20 protein-coding genes are annotated in these 22447 nt (G+C 65.4%); 6 read left to right on the top strand and 14 right to left on the bottom strand.

Translation table 11 applies throughout. The annotated features are described in order from the left end of the window. Positions 1–8: 8 nt before the first annotated feature. Positions 9–806, top strand: coding sequence for a GGDEF domain-containing protein (locus GGQ64_RS23120; protein ID WP_183807699.1), 798 nt, complete (start codon positions 9–11; stop codon positions 804–806). Between the two features lie 83 nt (positions 807–889). Here the strand turns inward: GGQ64_RS23120 and GGQ64_RS23115 are convergent, their stop codons facing one another. The 8 genes from GGQ64_RS23115 to GGQ64_RS23080 all read right to left on the bottom strand — a co-directional run bounded on the left by GGQ64_RS23115 (position 890) and on the right by GGQ64_RS23080 (position 11039). Continuing rightward, a complete protein-coding gene (locus GGQ64_RS23115) occupies positions 890–1561 on the bottom strand; it encodes a Crp/Fnr family transcriptional regulator (RefSeq protein ID WP_246422869.1) in 672 nt (223 codons plus the stop codon). A 222-nt stretch (positions 1562–1783) separates the two neighbouring features. Further along, the gene (locus tag GGQ64_RS23110; protein WP_183807697.1) at positions 1784–5089 is read right to left on the bottom strand and encodes an efflux RND transporter permease subunit; all 3306 of its coding nucleotides are present in this window, start codon (positions 5087–5089) and stop codon (positions 1784–1786) included. Between the two features lie 225 nt (positions 5090–5314). Then, a complete protein-coding gene (locus GGQ64_RS23105; protein WP_183807757.1) occupies positions 5315–6487 on the bottom strand; it encodes an efflux RND transporter periplasmic adaptor subunit in 1173 nt (390 codons plus the stop codon). Positions 6488–6869: 382 nt separating this feature from the next. Next, positions 6870–7862, bottom strand: coding sequence for an ABC transporter substrate-binding protein (locus GGQ64_RS23100; protein ID WP_183807696.1), 993 nt, complete (start codon positions 7860–7862; stop codon positions 6870–6872). A gap of 26 nt (positions 7863–7888) precedes the next feature. Then, a complete protein-coding gene (locus GGQ64_RS23095) occupies positions 7889–8758 on the bottom strand; it encodes an ABC transporter permease (RefSeq protein WP_183807695.1) in 870 nt (289 codons plus the stop codon). Then, positions 8755–9639 (bottom strand): ABC transporter permease, encoded by an 885-nt coding sequence (locus GGQ64_RS23090; protein ID WP_183807694.1) that lies wholly within the window; start codon positions 9637–9639, stop codon positions 8755–8757. Before GGQ64_RS23090 ends, GGQ64_RS23095 begins: the two co-directional genes overlap by 4 nt. Positions 9640–9641: 2 nt before the next feature. Then, on the bottom strand, positions 9642–9977 hold the full coding sequence (locus GGQ64_RS23085) for a hypothetical protein (RefSeq protein ID WP_183807693.1): 336 nt from the start codon (positions 9975–9977) through the stop codon (positions 9642–9644). Between the two features lie 231 nt (positions 9978–10208). Next, positions 10209–11039: an ABC transporter ATP-binding protein gene (locus GGQ64_RS23080; RefSeq protein WP_246422867.1), complete on the bottom strand. Its 831-nt coding sequence runs from the start codon at positions 11037–11039 to the stop codon at positions 10209–10211. An 86-nt stretch (positions 11040–11125) separates the two neighbouring features. Between GGQ64_RS23080 and GGQ64_RS23075 the strand changes: the two genes are divergently transcribed. Further along, on the top strand, positions 11126–11536 hold the full coding sequence (locus GGQ64_RS23075) for a cupin domain-containing protein (RefSeq protein ID WP_183807691.1): 411 nt from the start codon (positions 11126–11128) through the stop codon (positions 11534–11536). Between the two features lie 166 nt (positions 11537–11702). Here GGQ64_RS23075 and hydA read toward each other — a convergent pair whose 3' ends face one another. Genes hydA through GGQ64_RS23060 form a run of 3 tightly spaced genes read right to left on the bottom strand, consistent with a single transcriptional unit; the run spans position 11703 to position 15069 of the window. Beyond that, on the bottom strand, positions 11703–13160 hold the full coding sequence (gene hydA / locus GGQ64_RS23070) for a dihydropyrimidinase (RefSeq protein WP_183807690.1): 1458 nt from the start codon (positions 13158–13160) through the stop codon (positions 11703–11705). A gap of 1 nt (position 13161) precedes the next feature. Next, a complete protein-coding gene (locus GGQ64_RS23065; protein WP_183807689.1) occupies positions 13162–13815 on the bottom strand; it encodes an endonuclease domain-containing protein in 654 nt (217 codons plus the stop codon). Positions 13816–13818: 3 nt separating this feature from the next. Beyond that, positions 13819–15069 (bottom strand): Zn-dependent hydrolase, encoded by a 1251-nt coding sequence (locus GGQ64_RS23060; RefSeq protein WP_183807688.1) that lies wholly within the window; start codon positions 15067–15069, stop codon positions 13819–13821. Between the two features lie 276 nt (positions 15070–15345). On the opposite strand from GGQ64_RS23060, the gene GGQ64_RS23055 reads away from it, so the two are divergent. Beyond that, positions 15346–15996, top strand: a complete 651-nt coding sequence (locus tag GGQ64_RS23055) for a TetR family transcriptional regulator C-terminal domain-containing protein (protein WP_183807687.1) — start codon at positions 15346–15348, stop codon at positions 15994–15996. 36 nt (positions 15997–16032) lie between these two features. Here the strand turns inward: GGQ64_RS23055 and preA are convergent, their stop codons facing one another. Together preA and GGQ64_RS23045 are read right to left on the bottom strand one after the other, a co-directional pair. Beyond that, on the bottom strand, positions 16033–17346 hold the full coding sequence (gene preA, locus GGQ64_RS23050; RefSeq protein ID WP_183807686.1) for an NAD-dependent dihydropyrimidine dehydrogenase subunit PreA: 1314 nt from the start codon (positions 17344–17346) through the stop codon (positions 16033–16035). A gap of 14 nt (positions 17347–17360) precedes the next feature. Beyond that, entirely contained in the window at positions 17361–18722 is a 1362-nt protein-coding gene (locus GGQ64_RS23045; protein ID WP_183807685.1) for an NAD(P)-dependent oxidoreductase, read from the bottom strand. Between the two features lie 256 nt (positions 18723–18978). On the opposite strand from GGQ64_RS23045, the gene GGQ64_RS23040 reads away from it, so the two are divergent. Both GGQ64_RS23040 and GGQ64_RS23035 read left to right on the top strand, forming a co-directional pair. Further along, entirely contained in the window at positions 18979–19932 is a 954-nt protein-coding gene (locus GGQ64_RS23040; RefSeq protein WP_183807684.1) for a sugar-binding transcriptional regulator, read from the top strand. 127 nt (positions 19933–20059) lie between these two features. Continuing rightward, a complete protein-coding gene (locus GGQ64_RS23035) occupies positions 20060–20491 on the top strand; it encodes an OsmC family protein (protein WP_183807683.1) in 432 nt (143 codons plus the stop codon). Between the two features lie 31 nt (positions 20492–20522). Here the strand turns inward: GGQ64_RS23035 and GGQ64_RS23030 are convergent, their stop codons facing one another. Next, on the bottom strand, positions 20523–20771 hold the full coding sequence (locus GGQ64_RS23030; protein WP_246422866.1) for a hypothetical protein: 249 nt from the start codon (positions 20769–20771) through the stop codon (positions 20523–20525). 297 nt (positions 20772–21068) lie between these two features. Between GGQ64_RS23030 and GGQ64_RS23025 the strand changes: the two genes are divergently transcribed. Next, on the top strand, positions 21069–22382 hold the full coding sequence (locus tag GGQ64_RS23025; protein WP_183807682.1) for an ABC transporter substrate-binding protein: 1314 nt from the start codon (positions 21069–21071) through the stop codon (positions 22380–22382). Positions 22383–22447 lie beyond the last annotated feature (65 nt).

Here is a 22447-nt window from a genome sequence, read left to right as displayed (position 1 = left end):
AGAATGTAATGTTTCGGGACGGTTCTTCATCGGGAGGCTTGCGGAGCGGACATCACGCAGCGGCAAAGGCCGAGCTCGCGACGATCCTGCCGTATGGCTTCCTGATCACGGCGGCGCTGGCGACCGGCCTGCATCTGATGCTGGCTGCGCTGCATGCGCCGATACGGCTGCTGCCGCTGCCGGAACCCGGACCCGCCGCGCAGGGAGCGGCGTCGTCGCTGCTGATGGCCGCGAGCGTGGCGGCTTTGCTGGCCGCCCTCGGCAGCCTGGGCTTCAGTGCGCTCCAGCACCTGCGTGCCAGGGTCGATCGTGCCGCCCTGATGGATCCGCTCTCCGGCGTCATGAAGCCGGAGGCGATCGCAGAAACGCTGGACGCGACCGTCGTGCCCGGATTCGTGATCCTGTTCGGCGTGGCGCATTTCACCTTCCTTGCCAGCCGCCACGGCACGGATACGGCCAACCGCATCCTGCGGCTGGTGGCGGAAGAACTCTCGCGCACCTTCCACGCGCCCCACCAGGTCGGGCGGTCGGCGGACGGCGAGTTCGTGGTGATGCTGGAAAGCCAGAGCCCGGAAGATTGCATCCTGCTCGTGGAGGACGTGCGCCGGTCGGTCGCCACGCGGCCGGTGGCGACGCGTGCGGGGGCGGTAGCGGTGGCGCTCTCGGCAGGGGTCGCCCGGATTGTGCCGAACGTGCCGACCGCGGTGACGATGGATGCGGCGCGCCGGGCGCTCGCGAACGCCCGCGACACGGCCAGCACGCGCGCCGTCTATGCTTTCGACAAGCACGCAAAGCCGATGTGCTGACGATTTCGCATCGCACATGAGGCAAAGCAGGGCGGACACCTGCCTTGCTGTGGCCGTCGGGCAGATGCCTGGCCCTGCTGACCCTAGACCGACTGAAGTTCCTCCGGATCGTTGACCTGCACGAGCCGGCCGCGCACGCTGACGCCGTGGCGGCGCAGCTGCGAGAAGGCGCGCGACAGCGCCTCGGGCGCCAGTCCCAACTGCCCGGCAAGCAGGTTCTTCTGGTAGGGCAGGCGGAAGCTGACGTTGCGCGCTCCGCTCGGGCATTGCTTTTTCAGATACTGCGCAACCCGCTGCGGCGCGGTATGCAGGCGGTCGTCGGCGATCGTCGACAGGCTGCCGGCGAATTGCCCCGCCAGCACGTCGGCCAGCGCCAATGCGAGGTCCGGCTTCACGGCTGCGAGTTCGCGCACGCGCTGCAGCGGGAAGAGGGCGATCTTGACGGCGTCGGTGGCCTGGGCGCTGGCGCAGTAGTTCTGCCCGTGCAGGCAGACGCTGGCGCCGACGAGGTCGCCGGGCTCGTGGATGAGAAGATCGACCTCGCGGCCCTGCGGCGACAGGTGGAAGGTCCGCACGTAGCCGCCGAGCACGCAGTAGAGCGTATCGGCCGGTTCGCCCTCGCGAAACAGGGTCTGCCGCGGACCGACGGTCCGCACGGTCGCGAGATCCAGCATGGCCGACAGGCTCTCCAGCCCGAGCCTGGACAACAGCGGCAGGGACATCAGCGTTTCACGCTCCCAGGCGTTGGGTCTCATCATCCTGTTCATGGCTCTCGCGCCCATTCCTTCCCGACATCGGTCCGGACGAATGTGCCTCCCCGGAAGACAGGGACTGCAGGCCCGGCATGTGACGAAAGACTAGAGCGAAAACAAGCGGCGCACGTTGATTTCGGTCAAATCGCGGTTAAACGCCTGTTCCGTCATGAAACGAAGAAGCCGGGGCGTTGCCCCGGCCTCATACTTCACTTTTTCTGACGGTTACTCGGCCGCGAGCGCGGAGTGGTGCACGACGCTGAGCGGCTTCTTTCCGCGCTCGTGCTTCTCCAGGGCGGAGACCCGGTCGTCCAGGTCCTCCACGTTGCGGGCGGCCTCGTTTGCGGCCTCGGTGAGCGCCTCGTTGTCCAGCGGTGGCGTCTCTTCGTCTTTCTTGCCGACCATGCGGCCATGGGCCAGCAGGCGCGACAGGTCGTCCATGATCAGGAAGAAGGAGGGCACGACGACGAGCGACAGCACGGTGGAGACGATGATGCCGCCGATCACGGCGATCGCCATCGGCGCGCGGAACGTGCCGCCTTCGCCGACGCCGAGCGCGGACGGCAACATGCCCGCGGACATGGCGATCGAGGTCATGACGATGGGGCGCGCCCGCTTGCGGCCGGCTTCCACCATCGCCTGCGTGCGCTCCATGCCCCGGTGCATCATCTCGATGGCGAAGTCGACGAGCAGGATCGCGTTCTTCGTCACGATGCCCATCAGCATCAGGATGCCGATCAGCACCGGCATCGAGAGTGAGTTCTGCGTCAGGATCAGGCCGGCGGCCACGCCGCCGATCGCGAGCGGCAGCGAGAACAGGATGGTGAAGGGCTGGATCACGTCCTTGAAGAGCAGGATCAGCACCGTCAGCACCAAGAGCAGCCCGAGCAGCATGGCATTGCCGAAGCCCTGCAGCATCTCGGCCTGCACCTCGGCGTCGCCGCTCTCCAGGAACTGGACGGTATCGGGCATGTCGATGCTCTGGGCGATCTCCTTGAAGCGCGCCGTCGCGGTATCAAGCGCCACGCCCGGCTTCAGGTCCGAGCCGATCGCGACCACGCGGTTGCGGTCATAGCGCTTGATCGAGCTCGGGCCCTCTGAATAGTCGATGTCGGTGACCGAGGACAGCGGCACGAACTCGCCCTTGGCGGTCCTGATCTTCAGGTTGCGGATCGCGCCGAGATCGCCGCGGAAATCGCGGTCGAGCTGGACCCGGATCGGGATCAGGCGGTCGTCGAGGGACATCTTGCTGAGCTGGGCGTCGATATCGCCGATCGTGGCGACGCGGATGACCTCGGAGATCTGGGCGGTGGTAATGCCCAGGCGCGCCATCTGGTCGTCACGCGGCCGGATCTGCAGCTCGGGGCGCGGGAGCGAACCGTCCGGGCTGACGTTCGCCAGCACGGGATCGGCGCGCAGCCTTGCCTCGAGTACGGCCACGGTCCTGTCCAGATCCGCCTCGTTGTTGGAGAGCAGGTTGAAGGAAAGGTCGCGCTCGTAGCGGTCGTTCAGCTTGATGATGCGGACGTCGGGGATGTCGCGAACGGCGGCGAAGATCTCGCGCTCGATGTCCCACTGCGGCACGGTGCGGCCGGCTGGCGGCAGCTTCGGCATGTACTGGCCGATCACCGGCAGGCCGCCGATCACGTCGTTGACGATCCTGTTGACGAGCGAGTGGTCCCGCTTGTCCAGCATGACGGTGATGCCCGCGCGCCGGAGCTCGAGATCGCCCTTGGGGGAGGAACCGCCGAGCACGAAGACGTCGCTGACGCCGTCGATATCCTTCAACCGGTCGTAGAGCTGGCTTGTCGTGCGGTCGGTATCCTCGAGCATCGCGTCCGGCGGCAGCTCGATCGAGAGGATGACACGCGAGGCATCTTCCGGCGGCATGAAGCTGCCCGGCACCTGCGCCAGCAGCCACAGCGAACCGGCGAGGAAGGCGATCGCGGCGACGAGGGTGGCGTAGCGGCTGTACCAGTGGCTCGTCGTGGTGCGGACGATCGCGGTGTAGCCGCGCATGAAGGCGCCTTCCTTCTCCTCGCCGTGGCCGTCGGCGTCGCTGGCCCGCATCAGGTAGGCGGCCATCACCGGCGTGATGAGGCGCGCCACCGCCAGCGAGAAGAACACGGCGACGGCCACCGTCAGGCCGAACTGGATGAAGTACTGGCCGGGGATGCCGGGCATGAAGGAGACCGGCACGAAGACGGCGATGATGGTGAAGGTGGTGGCGATCACCGCAAGGCCGATCTCGTCGGCGGCCTCGATCGCCGCCCTGTAGGGCGTCTTGCCCATCTTGATATGGCGGGCGATGTTCTCGATCTCCACGATCGCGTCGTCGACGAGGATACCGGTCGCGAGCGTCATCGCCAGGAAGCTGACGAGGTTCAGGGAGAAGCCGAGCAGGTCCATGACATAGAAGGTCGGGATCGCCGAGAGCGGCAGGGCGACGGCGGAAATCAGCGTCGCCCGCCAGTTGCGCAGGAACAGGAGAACAACGATGACCGCCAGGATTGCGCCTTCGAAGAGGGTGTGAAGGGCGGCCTCGTAGTTACCGTAGGTGAAGTAGACGGAATCGTCGACCAGCCCGATCGCGACATCGGGGTTCTTCTCGCGCACGGTGGTCAGCGCCCTGTCGACCGATTCCGCCACCGTCACCTCGCTTGCACCCTTGGAGCGGAAGACGGCGAAGGTCACCACCGGATTGCCGTTGAAGCGGGAGAAGGAGCGCGGTTCCTCGTAGGTGTCGGTGATGCGGCCGAGTTCGGACAGGCGGACGAAGCGGCCGTTCGGCAGCGCGATCACGGTCGCGGCGAGCTTTTCCACCGAGCGCGCATCGCCGAGCACGCGGATCGCCTGCTCGGCGCCGGCGATCTGGCCGCGGCCGGAGCCGACGTCGGCGTTGATGCTGCGCAGTTGCTGGTTCACGTCGGCGGCCGAGATGCCGAAGGATTCCAGCTTGTCGGCGTTGAGGTCGATATGGACCTCCCGGTCGGCGCCGCCGAAGCGATCGATCTTGCCGACGCCCGGCTGGCCCTGCAGGGCGCGCTTGACGGTGTCGTCGACAAACCAGGACAGTTCCTCGAGCGTCATGTTGGGGGAGGAGACCGCAAAGGTCTGGATCGCCTGGCCCTCGACGTCGACCTTGGTGACGATCGGTTCCTCGACGGAGGCGGGAAGATCGTTGCGGATGCGATCGACCGCGTCCTTGACGTCCTGCAGCGCCTGGTTCGTCGGCACCTCGATCTCGAAGATGACGCTGGTGACGGAGCTGCCGTCGGTCACCGTCGACATGATGTGGTCGACGCCGGCGATGCCGGCGACCGAATCCTCGATCTCCTTGGTCACCTGCAGTTCGAGTTCGGCCGGCGCTGCCCCGCTCTGGGCCACGCTCACGGAAATGAGGGGCACGTCGATGTTCGGGAAGCGCGTGATCGGCAACGAATAGAACGACTGCATGCCGACGACCATCAACAGGAAGAAGGCAAGCAGCGGCGCAATCGGGTTGCGAATGGACCAAGCAGAAAAGTTCATGTCCCAGTTGTCCTCATGGCACAGCGCACAGCGACCAATCGCATCCGGCCGGCTCGATCTTCGCGCGTCAGTCCCGCGCACCTCGCGGGCGCCGGCGTTCCCATTTTTCCGGTCGCACGGGCGGTTGTCCCGGACGATACTTTACCACGCATCCTGCCTTGCGAAATCCATCGCGGCGATCGGGGCGGGCTTCAATTTTCAAGCCGCAGTCAGTTCGCGGTCTCGTCAGTTCGCGGCCTGGGACTGGGCGGCCCGCACCGGCCTGATCCTGTCGCCGTCGCGGACATAGGCGCCTGCCTTGGCGACGACCTCGTCACCGGCGGCAAGGCCGCTTGTGATCTCGATCAGTTGCCCGTCCTGGATGCCGGTTTCGACCTTCACCAGCGTGACGACGCCGTCCTCGACCTTGCGGGCCACGGTGCCGTCGCGGGACGTGGTAACGGCCGAAAGCGGCAGGACGAGGCCCTTTTTCTCCTGCACCGTGATCTCGGCGCTGGCGAACATGCCGACGCGCGCCTTCTCCGGCTCGTCAATCTTGATGTAAGTCCGGCCGAGCCGTGTGTCGTTGCTCAGTGTCGGCTCGACCAGGCGGATACGGCCGGTCAGCCGCGCGCTGCCGCCGGCAAGCGAAATCGTCGCTTCCTGACCGACCTGCAGCTTCAGGATGTTCGCTTCGGACACGTCCGCTTTCAGCTCGATCTCGCCGTTGCGGATGATGGAGAACAGCGGCTGCGTCCCGCCGCCCATGGCGATCGCGCCGATCTTGGCCGTGCGCGTCGATACGACGCCGGACACCGGCGCCTTCACGGAGGTGCGCGCCAGCTTCAGGTTGATGTCGGCGATCTGGGCGTCCATGACGCGGATTTCCGCCTGCGACACCGTGATCGCCTGCTCGGCGGAGGTGACGCGCGAAACCGCGGCCCGGCCGGCTGCCGTCGCCTGGTCGAAGGTCGCCTGCGACGTAGCACCGGACTTCACCAGCGTCTCGGCGCGGATGCGCGCCTTGTCGGCCTCCTCGGCATTGGCCTTGGCCTCGACCAGCTGTGCCTGCATCTGCGCGACGGAGGCTTCCGCCTTCGCCCGCATCGCCGCCAGCCGGCTGTTTTCCAGCACCAGCGCGTCGTCGTTCAGGGTCGCCAGCGTGTCGCCCTCCTTGACCCGGTCGGCCACGTCGGCGCCGAGGGAACGGATGGAAAGGCCGTCGACGAGGGGAGCGACATAGACTTCCTCGACCGGCTGGATCGTGCCGGTGGCGATGACGCGATCGACGATGGCGCGCTCTTCCACGGCGGTGACGACGATGGCCGGCAGGCTCGGCGCCTGTTCGGCCACAGGCGCCGCATCGGCGCTGTGGGCGACAGACACGGCGACAGGCACGAAGCCGGTCGCCGTCGACATGGCAACCGACAGGCAGAGTACGTACTTCAATCCAAGCGCCATGGACGAACCTTCAAGATGCAAATGAATTCACAGAGCGTAGGCCGGCTATTTTCGCCGTGCTGCCGCATTTCCTCCGGGCGCGGTCGAAAAGGTAGCCTTTTCGCTTCCTTTCGGCCTCTTGGGCCACTCCAAACCGCGCGCCTTATGTAATGAGGCGGCTTCATGCTTACAAGCAGCAAACAAAATGGTGCCTCACTATTTACATTGAGCGTTGTGAGCGTGCAACAGGTCCGGCCTGTGCCATCATGACGCGCATGGGGCCTGATGGCGGTCTCCAGGAACGAAAAAGCGCGCGGAGATATCCCCGCGCGCCCTGTTCGGCGAATGCCGGCGCTGACCCCTACTTGAGGGCTGCGTCGGTGACTTCGTGCGTCCAGGCACCTTCCGGTTCCTTGGAGATGACCGGGTCGGACCCGCCGGCCAGCAGCGAGGCGACCGTGCGCTTGTAATCGGCCTCGTCGAGCGCGCCGTTGGAGCCGGCCGTGAGCTTGGCGACCTCGCCCATCATGCGCTTCTGGTGGGCCTCGGTCTGCGCGCCGGTACTGTCGTTCTCCAGCACGATGTCGGCCGCCTCGTCCGGGTTTTCCTCGGCATATTTCCAGCCCTTCATCGAGGCGCGGACGAACTTGACCATCCTCGCCTTGAAGTCCGGATCCTTCAGCTTGTCCTCGAGCACGTAGAGGCCGTCCTCGAGCGTCGCCACGCCCTGGTCCTCGTACTTGAAGGTGACGAGGTCCTTCGGCTTGATGCCGGCGTCGATCACCTGCCAGTACTCGTTGTAGGTCATCGTCGAGATGCAGGCCGCCTGCTTCTGGATCAGCGGATCGACGTTGAAGCCCTGCTTCAGCACCGTAACGCCTTCGGGGCCGCCGTCGGTCGGGATCTTCAGGTGCGCCATCCAGGACAGGAACGGATACTCGTTGCCGAAGAACCAGACGCCGAGCGTCTTGCCCTTGAAGTCCTCCGGTCCCTTGACGCCGCTTTCCTTCAGGCAGGTCAGCATCATGCCCGAGGACTTGAACGGCTGGGCGATGTTGACGAGCGGCACGCCCTTCTCGCGGGTGGCAAGCGCAGACGGCATCCAGTCGACGACGACGTCGGCGCCGCCGCCGGCGATCACCTGGGCCGGGGCGATGTCCGGGCCGCCCGGCTTGATCTCGACGTCGAGCCCCTCTTCTTCGTAGAAGCCCTTGTCCTTGGCGACGTAGTAGCCGGCAAACTGGGCCTGCGTGACCCATTTCAGTTGCAGCGTGACCTTGTCGGCGGCCCCGGCCTGGAAGGCGGCAAGCGAAAAGGCGCTTGCCATGAGAAGCGATGCGATAGTCTTTTTCATAGCTGTTCCCTCATTTTTGCGCATTGTTACGCCTGCCCACCGCGGACAGACGGATGCCAGAACGTGACGGCGCGCTCGATCAGCGCCACCGTCCCGTAGAAGATGGAGCCGGCGAGCGCGGCGATCGCGATCTCGGCCCAGACCATGTCGACATTCATGCGGCCCACCTCGGTGGAGATGCGGAAACCCATGCCGACGATGGGCGTCCCGAAGAACTCGGCGACGATGGCGCCGATCAGCGCCAGCGTCGAATTGATCTTGAGCGCGTTGAAGATGAAGGGCCAGGCGGCCGGCAGGCGCAGCTTCACCATCGTCTGCCACCAGTTCGCGGCATAGGTCCGCATCAGGTCGCGCTCCATGTGGCTTGCCGCGGCGAGACCGGCGACGGTATTCACCAGCATCGGGAAGAAGGTCATGATGACCACGACGGCGACCTTGGACTGCCAGTCGAAGCCGAACCACATGACCATGATCGGGGCCACGCCGATCACCGGCAGCGCCGAGACGAAGTTGCCGAGCGGCAGCAATCCCTTCTGCAGGAAGGGCGAGCGGTCGATCAGGATCGCCACGACGAATCCCAGGCCGCAGCCGAGCACGTAGCCGGTGATCACCGACTTGAGAAACGTCTGGCGGAAATCCGCCCAGAGCGTCGGCAGGGAGGTGATCAGCCGCTGCCAGATCGCGCTCGGCGGCGGCAGCAGGACGGAGGGAACATTGAAGCCGCGCACGATCCCTTCCCACAGTACCAGCAGGGTGATGCCGAAGAGCAGCGGCACGACGGCGCGCGCGATCTGCTGGACGGCGCGGCTTTGGAAATGCTGGCGCACGAGCCATTCGTTGAAGGCCCAGGCGGCCAGCCAGAAGACGACGGCTGCGAGGAGCGGGGCTGCGTTCATGCGCGCGCTCCCATCCGCCTGAGCACGGCCGAGTGTGCGATGCCGACCACGATCACCAGCAGGGCGGCGACGGCGGCGGCCATGAACAGCGCTGCCCAGATCTGCACCGTCTGGCCATAGTAGGAGCCGGCGAGCAGGCGGGCGCCGAGGCCGGCCACCGCACCGGTCGGCAATTCGCCGACGATGGCGCCGACCAGCGAGATCGCAATCGCCACCTTCAGAGAGGTGAAGAGATAGGGCATGGAGGATGGCCAGCGCAGCTTCCAGAACGTTTGCGCCGAAGAGGCGTTGTAGGTGTGCATCAGGTCCAGCTGGATCTGCTCGGGGCTGCGCAGGCCCTTCACCATGCCGACGACGACGGGGAAAAAGCTGAGATAGGTGGAGATCAGCGCCTTCGGCATCAGGCCGGAGAGGCCGACCGCATTGAGCACGACGATGATCATCGGCGCGATGGCGAGGATCGGGATCGTCTGGCTGGCGATCACCCAGGGCATCAGCGAGCGGTCCATCGCCCGGTTGTGGACAATGCCGATGGCGAGCAGGATGCCGAGCACGGTGCCCATGGCAAAGCCGAGCAGGGTGGCCGAGAGCGTCACCCAGGCGTGGTAGACGAGGCTGCGCTTGGAGGTGACGGCCTTGTTGACGGTGGTGTCCCAGAGCTCGGCGATCACCTGGTGGGGCGCCGGCAGCACCGGACGCTGCTGCGCCATGGTCTTCGGCAGGAGCTCCGCAAAGGTGATCGTCGTGCCGTTGCGGGCGGCCGTGTCGCGCTCGAAGGGAGCATTTAGGAAGACGGCGGCGACGTACCAGAGCGCCACGAGTGCTACGACGACGGTGCCGACGGGCAGGAGGCGATCGAGGATGAAGCTTTCCTTTTCCATCGTCAGCTCCGCTCTCCCAGGGGCAGCAGCATCAGTCCCATGGCGACCACGCCGAGGCCGACGCCTGCAAGCTGGGTATTGGACAGCCGCTCGTCGAAGACGGCAAAGGCGATGACGTTGACGAACAGCAACTGGGCGATGGCCGAGGCAGAGATCGCAAGCCCGAGCCCGCCCTCGCGCATCAGCCGCACCATCATCAGGTTGCCGACGCAATAGAGGAAGAGCGAAAAGACCAGCAAGAGCACGTTGTTGCTGGAGACATAAGCCCGCGACGCCGTCGCCGCCGAGAGGAACACGGCCATGGAGCCCGCCAGCCAGAGGATGAACTGGGGGTTCATGGCCGCTTCCTCCGAGCCGCGACACCCCCCTCTGCCCTGCCGGGCATCTCCCCCTCAAGGGGGGAGATCGGCAAGGGGCGCCGTCTTACCACGTCGGCTACGAAAGAGGGCTTGGGATGGCGGGCCGACGCACGGTGGGCGCCGGTGGGGAACGATCTCCCCCCTTGAGGGGGAGATGTCACGAAGTGACAGAGGGGGGTATCTGCTGGCGGAACCATTCGTGCTTCCGGATCACTCATAGCTGTGCCCCGCGCGCAAACCCTCGCGGACGCGATGGGCGATTTCGAGGAATTCGGGGCTCTCGCGGATGTCGAGCGGGCGCTCGTTCGGCAGCGTGGATTCGATGACGTCGGTGACGCGGCCGGGGCGGGGGCTCATGACGACGATCCTGGTCGAGAGGTAGACGGCCTCGGGGATCGAGTGGGTGACGAAGCAGATCGTCTTGTTCGTCCGTGCCCAGAGCTTCAGAAGCTGTTCGTTCAGGTGGTCGCGGACAATTTCGTCCAATGCGCCGAAGGGTTCGTCCATCAAGAGCAGGTCGGCGTCGAAGGCGAGCGCGCGGGCGATCGAGGCGCGCTGCTGCATGCCGCCGGAAAGCTGCCAGGGATATTTCTTGCCGAAGCCCTCGAGGTTGACGAGTTCGAGCGTGCGGGCGATCCGCTCCTTCTGCTCGGCGCCCGAATAGCCCATGATCTCCAGCGGCAGGGCGATGTTCTTCTCGATGGTGCGCCACGGATAGAGGGCTGCCGCCTGGAAGACGTAGCCGTAGGCGCGCTTGTGGCGCGCTTCCTCCGGCGTCATGCCGTTGACGGTGATCGTGCCCGAGGTCACCTTCTCCAGGTCGGCGATGACGCGCAGGAAGGTGGTCTTGCCGCAACCGGAAGGGCCGATGAAGGAGACGAAATCGCCCTTGTCGACCGTCAGGTTGACGTCCGTCAGGGCTACGACCGGGCCATCGGCGGTTCCGAAGGTCAGGCCGAGATTTTGCGCGCAAACGACGGAGGCGGCGGTGCGGCTGTCCATTTTCGTGCCCTCGATGGCGCTGGCGGAACCAGACTGCATGCCTGTCGGGCGCATTGCAATCGGCATTGTCTTCATGGTCAGATCGGACACGGGATTGCTCACATGGAAAGGTTGGAGGAAGGACAATGGATAGGGGTGAAAAGGCGACCTGCCGCGTCATCCGGCCGGGCGGCACTTATGACGGCAAGCAGGGTTTTTCGTATTTCGAGGGGATTGCCCGCGAGACGGTCGGCTCGACCGGCATCTGCATGCACCTCTTGACGATACCGCCGGGCGCACGCGCGAAAGCCCATCTGCACGAGAGCCACGAGACGGCGATCTACGTACTTTCGGGCGAGGCGCACACCTGGTACGGCGAACGGCTCGAGGAACATGTCGTCGTGAAGGCGGGCGAGATGTTCTACATCCCCGCCGGCGTGCCGCACCTGCCGGCAAACCTCTCCGACGCGCCCTGCTCGGCGGTGATCGCCCGGACAGATCCGCACGAGCAGGAGAGCGTGGTGCTGCTCCCGGAACTGGACGGACTGGTGCCGTGAACGGAGGAGGAGATTGACGATCGTTCTCCCGGGAATTCCCCCTCTGCCCTGCCGGGCATCTCCCCCACAAGGGGGGAGAAGACACGCGGCGATGCCGCCGGCTCGCCGCTCCCCCTTGTGGGGAGGGGTCGGGGAGGGGTCTCTCGGGACGGATCGCGGCATGCCGTCACACGCCCGTTGCCGGAATGCCGCTGCGCTCGACCTTGCGCGGGGCGGTGAGTTCCTTCCAGGTGGACAGCGCCTTGCTGACGGCGGTGACCGGCTCGCGCCGGATGAACTGGCCATGGCCCTCCTGCGTGCGGATCGTGCTTTCCTCGATCGCGACGACGCCGCGGGTGAGGGTGAAGCGCGGCAGGCCGGTCACCTCCTTGCCCTCGAAGACGTTGTAGTCGATCGCCGACTGCTGGGTCCTGGCGGCAATGGTCTTCTTGCGCTTCGGATCCCAGACGACGATGTCGGCATCGGCGCCGACGAGGATCGCGCCCTTCCGCGGATAGACGTTGAGGATCTTGGCGATGTTGGTCGAGGTGACGGCGACGAATTCGTTCATCGTCAGGCGCCCGGTATTGACGCCGTAGGTCCAGAGCATCGGCAGGCGATCCTCCAGCCCGCCGGTGCCGTTCGGGATCTTGGTGAAGTCTCCGACGCCGAAGCGCTTCTGCTTGGTGGTGAAGGCGCAGTGGTCGGTGGCGACCACCTGCAACGAGCCGGAGGCGAGCCCCGCCCAGAGTGAGTCCTGATGCTGCTTGTTGCGGAAGGGCGGCGACATGACGCGGCGGGCGGCGTGGTCCCAGTCCTTGTCGAAATATTCGCTTTCGTCCAGCGTCAGGTGCTGGATCAGCGGCTCGCCATAGACGCGCATGCCCTTCTGCCGCGCCCGGCGGATCGCCTCGTGCGCCTGCTCGCAGGAGGTGTGGACGATATAGACCGGGCAGCCGGCCATGTCGGCGATCATGATCGCGCGGTTGGTCGCCTCGCCCTCGACCTCGGCGGGACGCGAATAGGCGTGCGCTTCCGGGCCGTTGTTGCCGTCGGCCAGGAGCTTGGCCGAAAGCGAGGCGACGACGTCGCCGTTCTCGGCATGGACGAGCGGCAGGGCGCCGAGCTCGGCGCAGCGCTGGAAGGAGGCGAACATCTCGTCGTCGTCCACCATCAGGGCGCCCTTGTAGGCCATGAAGTGCTTGAAGGTGTTGATGCCCTTGTCCTGCACGACCGTCTTCATCTCGTTGAAGACCTGTTCGCTCCACCAGGTCACCGCCATGTGGAAGGAATAGTCGCAGTTGGCGCGGGTGGACTTGTTGTCCCACATCGTCAGTGCTTCCAGCAGCGACTGCCCGGGCGACGGCAGGGCGAAATCGACCACCATGGTGGTGCCGCCGGAAAGGGCCGCGCGCGTGCCGCTCTCAAAATCGTCGGAGGAATAGGTGCCCATGAATGGCATTTCGAGATGGGTGTGCGGATCGATGCCGCCCGGCATGACATAGCAGCCGGCCGCGTCCAGCACCTCGTCGCCGGAAAGGTCCGGGCCGATCTCGACGATCCTGCCGCCCTCGATCTTGACGTCCGCCTTGTAGGTGAGGTCGGCGGTGACGACGGTTCCGCCCTTGATGACTGTGGTTGGCATTTTATTCCCCTGTCGATTCCATTTCGGTGATGAGAGACGGGTGAAAGCGTGTGGCGTCGCAACGTTGGCTCAAGCGGCCGGACAGTGCGGCGAGGATCGTATTTAGGACGGCGCGGCGCTCGCGCGTTATCTCGTGGTTCCAGAAGCGCAAGACAGCATAGCCGTTACGATTGAGCCATTGTGTCCGGGGAATGTCGGTGCAGCCTTCAGCATGATGGAAACCATCGATCTCGACGATGAGCCGTTCTTCACGACAGAGAAAATCAACGATGTAGGGTCCAAGCGGTACCTGACGCGCGAACTTGTAGCCGTTCAGGTGGCGATTGCGCAGTTCGCTCCAGAGACGGAACTCCTCTTCGGTTTCGCTGCGGCGCAGGCGGCGGGCCTGCGCCGTCTTGCCGAGACGTCTCTTGGTGACTTCTTCTTTCGACACTCCGTGGCCCCCCTCATCCGACCCTTCGGGCCACCTTCTCCCCGCTGGGGAGAAGAGGGAACGCGCGGCGCCCTTCCCGTTCAGCCTGCCAGCGTCAGCAGATGCAGCATTCTCTGTCGGTGCCGGCATGTCGTTGGCGGTCGCCAAGGCCTCCCTCTTCTCCCCAGCGGGGAGAAGGTGGCCCGGAGGGCCGGATGAGGGGGCGTTCCGCGCCGGCGTCATGGGCTACTCCACAATCCCCGCCGTCTCCATCACGGCGCGCAACAGCACGTCGGCGCCGGCGCTGGCCCAGTCCTTGGAGATATCCTCGGCCTCGTTGTGCGAAAGTCCGCCGACGCAGGGGCACATGATCATGGTGGCGGGCGCCACCTTGGCGGCCCAGCAGGCGTCGTGGCCGGCGCCGGAGATGATGTTCATGTGGCTGTAGCCGAGGTCTTCTGCGGCCTTGCGCACCGAGGCCACGAGCGTCGGGTCGAAGGTGATCGGATCGAAATGGCCGACCGCCTCGACCGAACAGCCGACGCCGAGCGCCTCGCAGATCCTAGCGGCTTCCGTTTCGATCCTTGCGCGCATGCCGTCGAGCTTGGCCTGGTCCGGCGAACGGATGTCGACGGTGAAGACGACCTTGCCGGGGAGCACGTTGCGGGAGTTCGGCGTGAAGAACATCTGGCCGACGCCGCCGACGGCGCCCGGCTGGGCCTCCATCGCCACCGCCTGCACCATCTCGATGATGCGCGACATGGCGAGGCCGGCGTTGACGCGCAGGTTCATCGGCGTCGAGCCGGTGTGCGCTTCGCGGCCGGTGAGGGTAAATTCCAACCACCACAGGCCCTGGCAGTGGGTGACGACGCCGATCTGCTTCTCCTCGGCCTCGAGGATCGGCCCCTGCTCGATATGGTATTCGAAATAGGCGTGCATCTTGCGCGCGCCGACTTCCTCCTCGCCGACCCAGCCGATGCGGGCCAACTCCTCGCCGAAGGACTTGCCGTCGGGGTCCTTGCGCGAATAGGCGTGGTCGAGATCGATCGCGCCGGCGAAGACGCCTGAGGCCAGCATGGCGGGGGCGAAGCGGGCGCCTTCCTCGTTGGTCCAGTTGGTGACGACGACGGGATGCTTCGTCCTGATGCCGAGGTCGTTCATCGAGCGGATGACCTCCAGGCCCGACAGCACGCCGAGCACGCCGTCATACTTGCCTCCGGTCGGCTGGGTGTCGAGGTGGGAGCCGATATAGACCGGCAGCGCGTCCGGGTCGGTGCCGGGGCGGGTGGCGAACATGGTGCCCATCTTGTCGGCGGACACGCTCATGCCGGCTGCCTCGCACCAGCGCTTGAACAGGCTGCGGCCCTCGGCGTCGGCATCGGTCAGCGTCTGGCGGTTGTTGCCGCCGGCAACGCCCGGGCCGATCTTCGCCATGTCCATGAGGCTATCCCACAGGCGGTCGGCATTGACGCGCATGTTCTCGCCGGGTGCGGCCATTTCGCTAGCTCCCTTTTCCTTCGGCTCCTCTTGGAAGCCGTTGTCTGTTCCCGCCGGTCACCGGGCGCGTTTGTCGTTTTTCTGCGCCTACCGAACAGCAGTTGCCTTTGTTCTGCAACTGGCTGATAATTTGACCGGTTGGTAAACATTACAGCTTCCGTTGCGGCACTCAAGTCGAAAAAGCGAAAAGCCCCGGGCCTCGCCCACAGGAATGGCAGACAGTTAAACTGGTGATTTTGACGGCACTTTCCCGTCCGTGCGAAGGCTAGGAAGCAGATGGTTCTACCGAGGGCAGCCAGGACCCAACGGCGCACGCGCATCCAGGAGGAGAAGGAGGAGCGGATCCTCGAAGCGGCACTGGAGGTGTTTTCGCTGCACGGCTTCCGCGGCGCCACGGTCGACCAGATCGCCGAGGTGGCCGGCATGTCGAAGCCGAACCTCCTGTACTATTTCCGCACCAAGGAGGCGATGCACCGGGCGCTGATCACGCGGGTGCTCGACACGTGGCTGGATCCCCTGCGCGAGTTCGATGCCGCCGGAAACCCGGTCTCGGAAATCCGCAGCTACATCCGCCGCAAGCTGGAGATGGCGCGCGACTTTCCGCGCGAAAGCCGGCTGTTCGCCAACGAGGTGCTGCAGGGGGCGGCCAATATCGAGGACGAGTTGAAAGGACCGCTGAAGGCGCTGGTGGACGAGAAGGCGGCGGTGATCCACGCCTGGGCGAAGGCGGGCAAGATCGCCAGGTGCGATCCCTACCACCTGATCTTCTCCATCTGGTCGACGACGCAGCACTATGCGGATTTCGACGTGCAGGTCCGGGCGGTGCTTGGACAGGAGAAAGCCGGCGACGGGCGTTTCGAGGACGCGGCGCGCTTCCTGGAGCAGCTCTTCATCAACGGTCTGCAGGTGCGCGACGCAGCCTCGTGAAGGACGCCGCCGGTGGTGCCGGCGGCGTCCCATCGCTCACTCGGCGGCCTGACGTGCCATCGGGTTGTTCGGATGCGTGGTCCAGTTGGCGTAGTTGGGGTCGACCGGCTTGCCGGTCCGCTGGTCGAGCGTGCCAGGTTCGAGGCCCACCATGGTGATGCAGTTCTCGACCGGGCAGACGTTGACGCAGAGATTGCAGCCGACGCATTCCTCCTCCAGCACCTCGAAGTGGCGCACGCCGTCCACGAGCGCGGTAATCGCCTGGTGCGAAGTGTCCTCGCATGCGATATGGCAGCGGCCGCACTTGATGCAGGCGTCCTGGTCGATATGCGCCTTGGCGACGTAGTTGAGGTTCAGGTACTGCCAGTCTGTCGTGTTCGGCACGGCGCGGGCGATGATGTCGTCCAGCGAGCGGTGGCCCTTCTCGTCCATCCAGTCGGACAGGCCGGTGATCATCTCCTGCACGATCTTGAAGCCATAGGTCATGGCCGCGGTGCAGACCTGCACGTTGCCGGCGCCGAGCGCCAGGAACTCGGCGGCGTCGCGCCAGGTGGTGATGCCGCCGATGCCGGAGATGGGCAGGCCGTAGGTTTCCGGATCGCGGGCGATCTCGGCCACCATGTTGAGCGCGATCGGCTTGACCGCCGGGCCGCAATAGCCGCCGTGCGAGCCCTTGCCGCCGACCGTGGGGGTGGGGGCGAAGCTGTCGAGATCGACGGAGACGATCGAATTGATCGTGTTGATCAGCGAGACCGCGTCGGTGCCGCCGGCCTTGGCTGCCCGCGCCGGCTTGCGGATATCGGTGATGTTCGGCGTCAGCTTGGTGATGACCGGCATGCGGGTGTACTGCTTGCACCAGCGCACCACCATTTCGATATATTCCGGCACCTGCCCAACCGCCGAGCCCATGCCGCGCTCGGACATTCCGTGCGGACAGCCGAAGTTGAGCTCGATGCCGTCGGCGCCCGTCTCCTCGACGAGCGGCAGGATGGATTTCCAGGCATTTTCCTCGCAAGGCACCATGATCGAGGCGATCAGCGCCCGGTCCGGCCAGTTCATCTTCACCTGCTTCATCTCCTGCAGGTTGACCTGCAGCGGCCGGTCGGTGATGAGCTCGATGTTGTTCAGCCCGAGCAGCCGCCGGTCTGCGCCCCAGATGGCGCCGTAGCGCGGGCCGTTGACATTGACGACCGGCGGGCCTTCCTCGCCGAGCGTCTTCCAGACCACGCCGCCCCAGCCCGCCTTGAAGGCGCGCTCGACGTTGTAGGCCTTGTCCGTCGGCGGCGCAGACGCCAGCCAGAAGGGGTTCGGGGACTTGATGCCGGCGAAGGTGTTGCGGAGATCAGCCATGTCTATTTCTCCCTTCAGGCGACGGCGACGGCGGAATTGGCCGCAGCGGCCAGCGCCTGGTTGATGGATTCGGCGGCGTCGCGGCCCTGGGCCACAGAGGTGACCGTCAGGTCCTCGCCGGCCTTGACGCAATCGCCGCCGGCCCAGACCCGGGCCATCGAGGTCCTGCCTTCCGCGTCGACGGCGATGCGCCCGCCATCGAGCCGCAGGTTGGGAACGCTCGCCGGGTCGAACGTCTGGCCGATCGCCTTGAAGATCTGGTCGGCCGCGAGGATGCCGGTCTCTCCGGTGCCTGAGAGCTTGCCGTCCTGCATTTCGGTGTATTCGACCTCAATGCCGGCCACGCGGCCATCCTTGCCGATGACGCGCCTGGGCTGCAGCCAGTGGCGGATCATCACGCCCTTGGAGGTCGCGAGCTCCTGCTCGAATTCCGAGGCGTTCATGTCTTCCTTGCCGCGGCGATAGCAGATCGTGACCTCCTCGGCGCCGAGAAGCTTCGCCTGCACGGCGGCGTCGATCGCCGTCATGCCGCCGCCGATGACGACGACACGCCGGCCGACCGCGATGTCGCCCTTGTCCTCCACCTGGCGCAGGGCGGCGATGAAATCGACCGCATCCTCGACGCCGGAAAGCTGCTCGCCTTCGACCCGCAGCGCATTGACGCCGGCGAGACCTATGCCGAGGAAGACCGCGTCGAAGTTCTCCGCCAGTTCGCCGAGCGTGAAGTCGCGGCCCAATTTCTGGCCGTTGCGGATCTCGATGCCGCCAATCGCCAGCAGGTAGTCCACCTCGCGCTGGGCGAAGTCGTCCGTCGTCTTGTAGGTGGCGATGCCGTATTCGTTGAGGCCGCCCGGCTTGACGCGCGCATCGAAGATGATGACGTCATGGCCGTTCATGGCGAGACGGTGGGCGCAGGCGAGGCCGGCGGGGCCGGCGCCGACCACGGCGATGCGGCGGTGGGTGCGCTCAGGCCGTTGGTAGAACTGGATGTCGCGTTCCATCGCCGTGTCGGTTGCGTGGCGCTGGAGGAGGCCGATTTCGACGGGGCGGTCTCCGGCGGTGTTGCGCACGCAGGCCTGCTCGCACAGCGTTTCGGTGGGACAGACGCGCGCGCACATGCCGCCGAGGATGTTCTGGTCGAAGATCGTCTTGGCCGCGCCGACAGCATTGCCGGTCGAGATCTGGCGGATGAACATCGGGATGTCGATCGCGGTCGGACAGGCCGTCATGCAGGGCGCGTCGTAGCAGAAGTAGCAGCGGTCGGAGGCAACAAGGGCCTGGTGTCGGTCCAGCGGCGGATGCAGGTCGGTGAAGTTCTTTTCGTAGTCGGCGGGCGAAAGCCTGCCCCCCATGATTCCGGATATGCTCGTTCCCATTATTGTCTCCCATTGCGTGGGCTTTTGACTGGAGAAACGGTAACACGGTTTATTTTTTTATCAAACGGTAAAATTTTGGCCAGAAATACCGGATTTCCAGGGCCTGGGAGGGTGAAAAACTTGAGCGCTGCGGTTGTGTTTCAGCCTGCCGAAACGGGCGGTTTTCCGTTTCGTCCCGCAGCCTGCAAGACGGGTTTGACAGGGCGGGGGAAATGATGGCAGCAAATCCCACGAGCAGGTTAGAGGTCTGAAAGCGATGGCAAGGCGAACCGAAACGGGCGGCAGGCTGGACGACGCGGCGCGGGCCGGGTGGCTCTACTACGTCGCCGGTCGCACACAGGACGAAATTGCCACTGCCATGGGCATTTCGCGCCAGTCGGCGCAGCGGCTCGTCTCGCTCGCAGTCGCCGAACGGCTGATCAAGGTCCGGCTCGATCATCCGATCGCCGAGTGCCTCGAGTTGGCGCAGCGCCTCAAGGAGCGATTCGCCCTCGTCCATGTGGACGTGGTGCCGACCGACCCGGCTTCGACGTCGACCACGGTCGGCATCGCCGAGGCCGGGGCGGCGGAGATCGAACGCTGGCTCAAGCGGCCGGAGCCGATCGTGCTTGCGGTAGGCACGGGGCGCACGCTCAAGGCGGCGATCGACCAGTTGCCGGCGATGGAATGCCCGCAGCACCGCATCATGTCGCTGACGGGCAACATCGGCCCGGATGGTTCGGCAGCCTACTACAACGTCATCTTCAGCATGGCCGATGCGGTCAAGGCTCGGCATTTCCCGATGCCGCTGCCGGTGCTCGTCTCCTCGGCCAAGGAGCGCGACCTGCTGCACCAGCAGAGCCTGGTGCAGTCGACCCTGAAGCTGGCACAGGAGGCCGACGTTGCCTTCGTCGGCGTCGGCGAACTCGGCCCTGACGCGCCGCTTTGCGTCGACGGTTTCCTTGATCGGGAGGAAATGGCGCAACTGATGGCGCAAGGGGCGGCGGGGGAAATCTGCGGCTGGATGTTCGACCGCGAGGGGAAGCTCCTGTCCGGCAGCATCAACGAGCGCGTCGCCTCCGTTCCGCTTCCCTCCCGCGATAACGCCGCGGTCATCGGGCTTGCCAAGGGAAGCCGCAAGCATCTGGCGATCCTCTCGGCACTGAAGGGGCGGATGATCAACGGCCTCATCACCGACGAGGCGACGGCGAAGTATCTGCTGTCGGCGTAAGCTGCGGGCGAAAATGCCCGGCGCCGCCTTGTCCTCCCTCTCCGTCGCCATAGTTGATAGGGCGCGAACCCACCGAGGTGCGACCACGACGGACCGGCGCACGATGCGGCCGGCAAGGGAGAATCAGATGAAAATCCAGAAGAACGGATCGGCCCACTGGAGTGGGGGCCTCAAGGACGGAAAAGGCCAGATTTCCACGCAGAGCGGCGCGTTGAAGGACTACCCATACGGCTTCGCCGCGCGGTTCGAGGGCGTTCCTGGCAGCAACCCGGAGGAACTGATCGGTGCCGCCCATTCCGCCTGCTTCACCATGGCGCTGTCGCTGATCCTCGGCGAAGCCGGGCTGACCGCCGACAGCCTGGAAACCAAGGCCGACGTCACGCTGGAGAAGGTCGCCGACGGCTTCGCCATCACCGCGATCGACCTGAACCTGCGCGGGGTGGTGCCGGGCGCCGACGAGGCGACCTTTACGGAGCTTGCCAACAAGGCGAAGGCGGGTTGCCCGGTGTCGAAGGCGCTGGCGGCGGTTCCGATCAGCCTCGTCGTCTCGCTCGGATAGGCCCGAGGGGCAGGGCGTTCGGCAAAAGCCGTCACTTCGCCCGCTTGAAGGTCCATTTGACGACGTATTCGCCGTCGGCCTTCATCCTGGCCTTCGTCTTGAGCCGGACGGGGCCGCCAAGCGCTGCCTCTGCGGCCTCGAAGGCCTGCCGGGCCTCGGCAATCGCCTTGTGGTAGGCGCTGTTGTCGCGCCGCGGGCCCTCGGCGACCGCCTTGATCAGGGCGCGCATTTCCGGTGTGTCCTGGCCCGGCATATCCTTGCCCGGTGCGTCCTTGCCCATGGTCGATCGCGCTCCGTCACCGATGGCCGCGGTCGTTGCCGCGGCTGTGCTGAGGTACACCAACCGTCACGAGCGGATCAAGCCATTCCGGTGCTGTCCGGCCTGCCGGATGCCTGGTTCATGGGCGGAAGGCATTTTTCCCCAACGCCCTTTTCGATTGGAATTACCGCTATATATCAATCGCATGACCACGACTTTCGGCGGCGCAGCGTAAAATGGCCGTTGACATTTTGGGCAATAAGTTGAGTAATTGCCCACGAGCGAAGCAAATGCTCATAACCCTTCTGGGAGGAAGTCATGAATTTGAAGTCATTTCTGCTGGGCGCCTGCTCGGCTGTAGCCCTGTGCGGATTTGCGAATGCGGAGACCCTGACGATTGCCACCGTCAACAACGGTGACATGATCCGCATGCAGGGGCTGACATCGGAGTTCACCAAGGCCAACCCCGACATCCAGGTCGAGTGGGTCACGCTGGAAGAGAACGTCCTGCGCGAACGCGTGACGACGGACATCGCCGCCAGCGGCGGCCAATACGACATCGTCACCATCGGCAACTACGAGGTTCCGATCTGGGCCAAGCAGCAGTGGCTGCTGCCTCTCGACGGTCTCGGCGACGCCTATGACATCGACGACCTGCTGCCGGCGATCCGCGGCGGTCTCTCGGTCGACGGCAAGCTCTATGCCGCGCCGTTCTACGGTGAATCGGCGATGATCATGTACCGCAAGGACCTGTTCGAGAAGGCCGGCCTGCAGATGCCGGACAGCCCGACCTGGGAATTCATCGGCGAGGCCGCGCGCAAGATCACCGACCGCAACGCCGACATCGCCGGCATCTGCCTGCGCGGCAAGGCCGGCTGGGGCGAGAACATGGCCTTCGTCTCTGCGCTCACCAACTCGTTCGGCGGCCGCTGGTTCGACGAGAGCTGGAAGCCGCAGTTCGACCAGCCGGAATGGAAGGCCTCGCTGCAGTTCTATGCCGACCTGATGAAGGATGCCGGCCCGTCCGGTGCCTCCTCCAACGGCTTCAACGAGAACCTGACGCTGTTCCAGCAGGGCAAATGCGGCATGTGGATCGACGCCACGGTAGCTGCCTCCTTCGTCTCCAACCCGAAGGACTCGACGGTTGCCGACAAGGTCGGCTTCGCGCTCTTCCCGAACAAGGAAGGCGTTGCCAACCACGGCAACTGGCTGTGGTCGTGGAACCTCGCAATCCCGGCAAGCTCGCAGAAGGCCGAGGCCGCGCAGAAGTTCATCGCCTGGGCAACCAGCAAGGAATACACGGACCTCGTCGCCTCCAAGGAAGGCTGGGCCAACGTTCCTCCGGGCACGCGCACCTCGCTCTACAACAACGAGGAATACAAGAAGGCTGCCGCCTTCGCTGTACCCACCCTCGCTGCGATGGATGCCGCCGACATCACCAAGCCGACCATCAAGCCGGTGCCCTATACGGGCGGCCAGTTCGTCGCGATCCCGGAATTCCAGGCTCTCGGCACCACGGTCGGCCAGTTGTTCTCGGCTGTCATCGCCGGCCAGTCCTCAGTCGACGACGCGCTCACCGCCGCACAGGCCACTGCGACGCGCGACATGACGCGTGCGGGCTACATCAAGTAGGCTTCCTCCCGAGAAGCATGGGCTGTCCGGTCTTCGGACCGGGCGGCCCGCCCACTGGGAGGGGG

It is taken from the genome of Mycoplana azooxidifex (genome assembly GCF_014196765.1).
GTDB classification, from domain to species: domain Bacteria; phylum Pseudomonadota; class Alphaproteobacteria; order Rhizobiales; family Rhizobiaceae; genus Mycoplana; species Mycoplana azooxidifex.
This window is presented reverse-complemented; position numbering and strand designations above follow the sequence as displayed.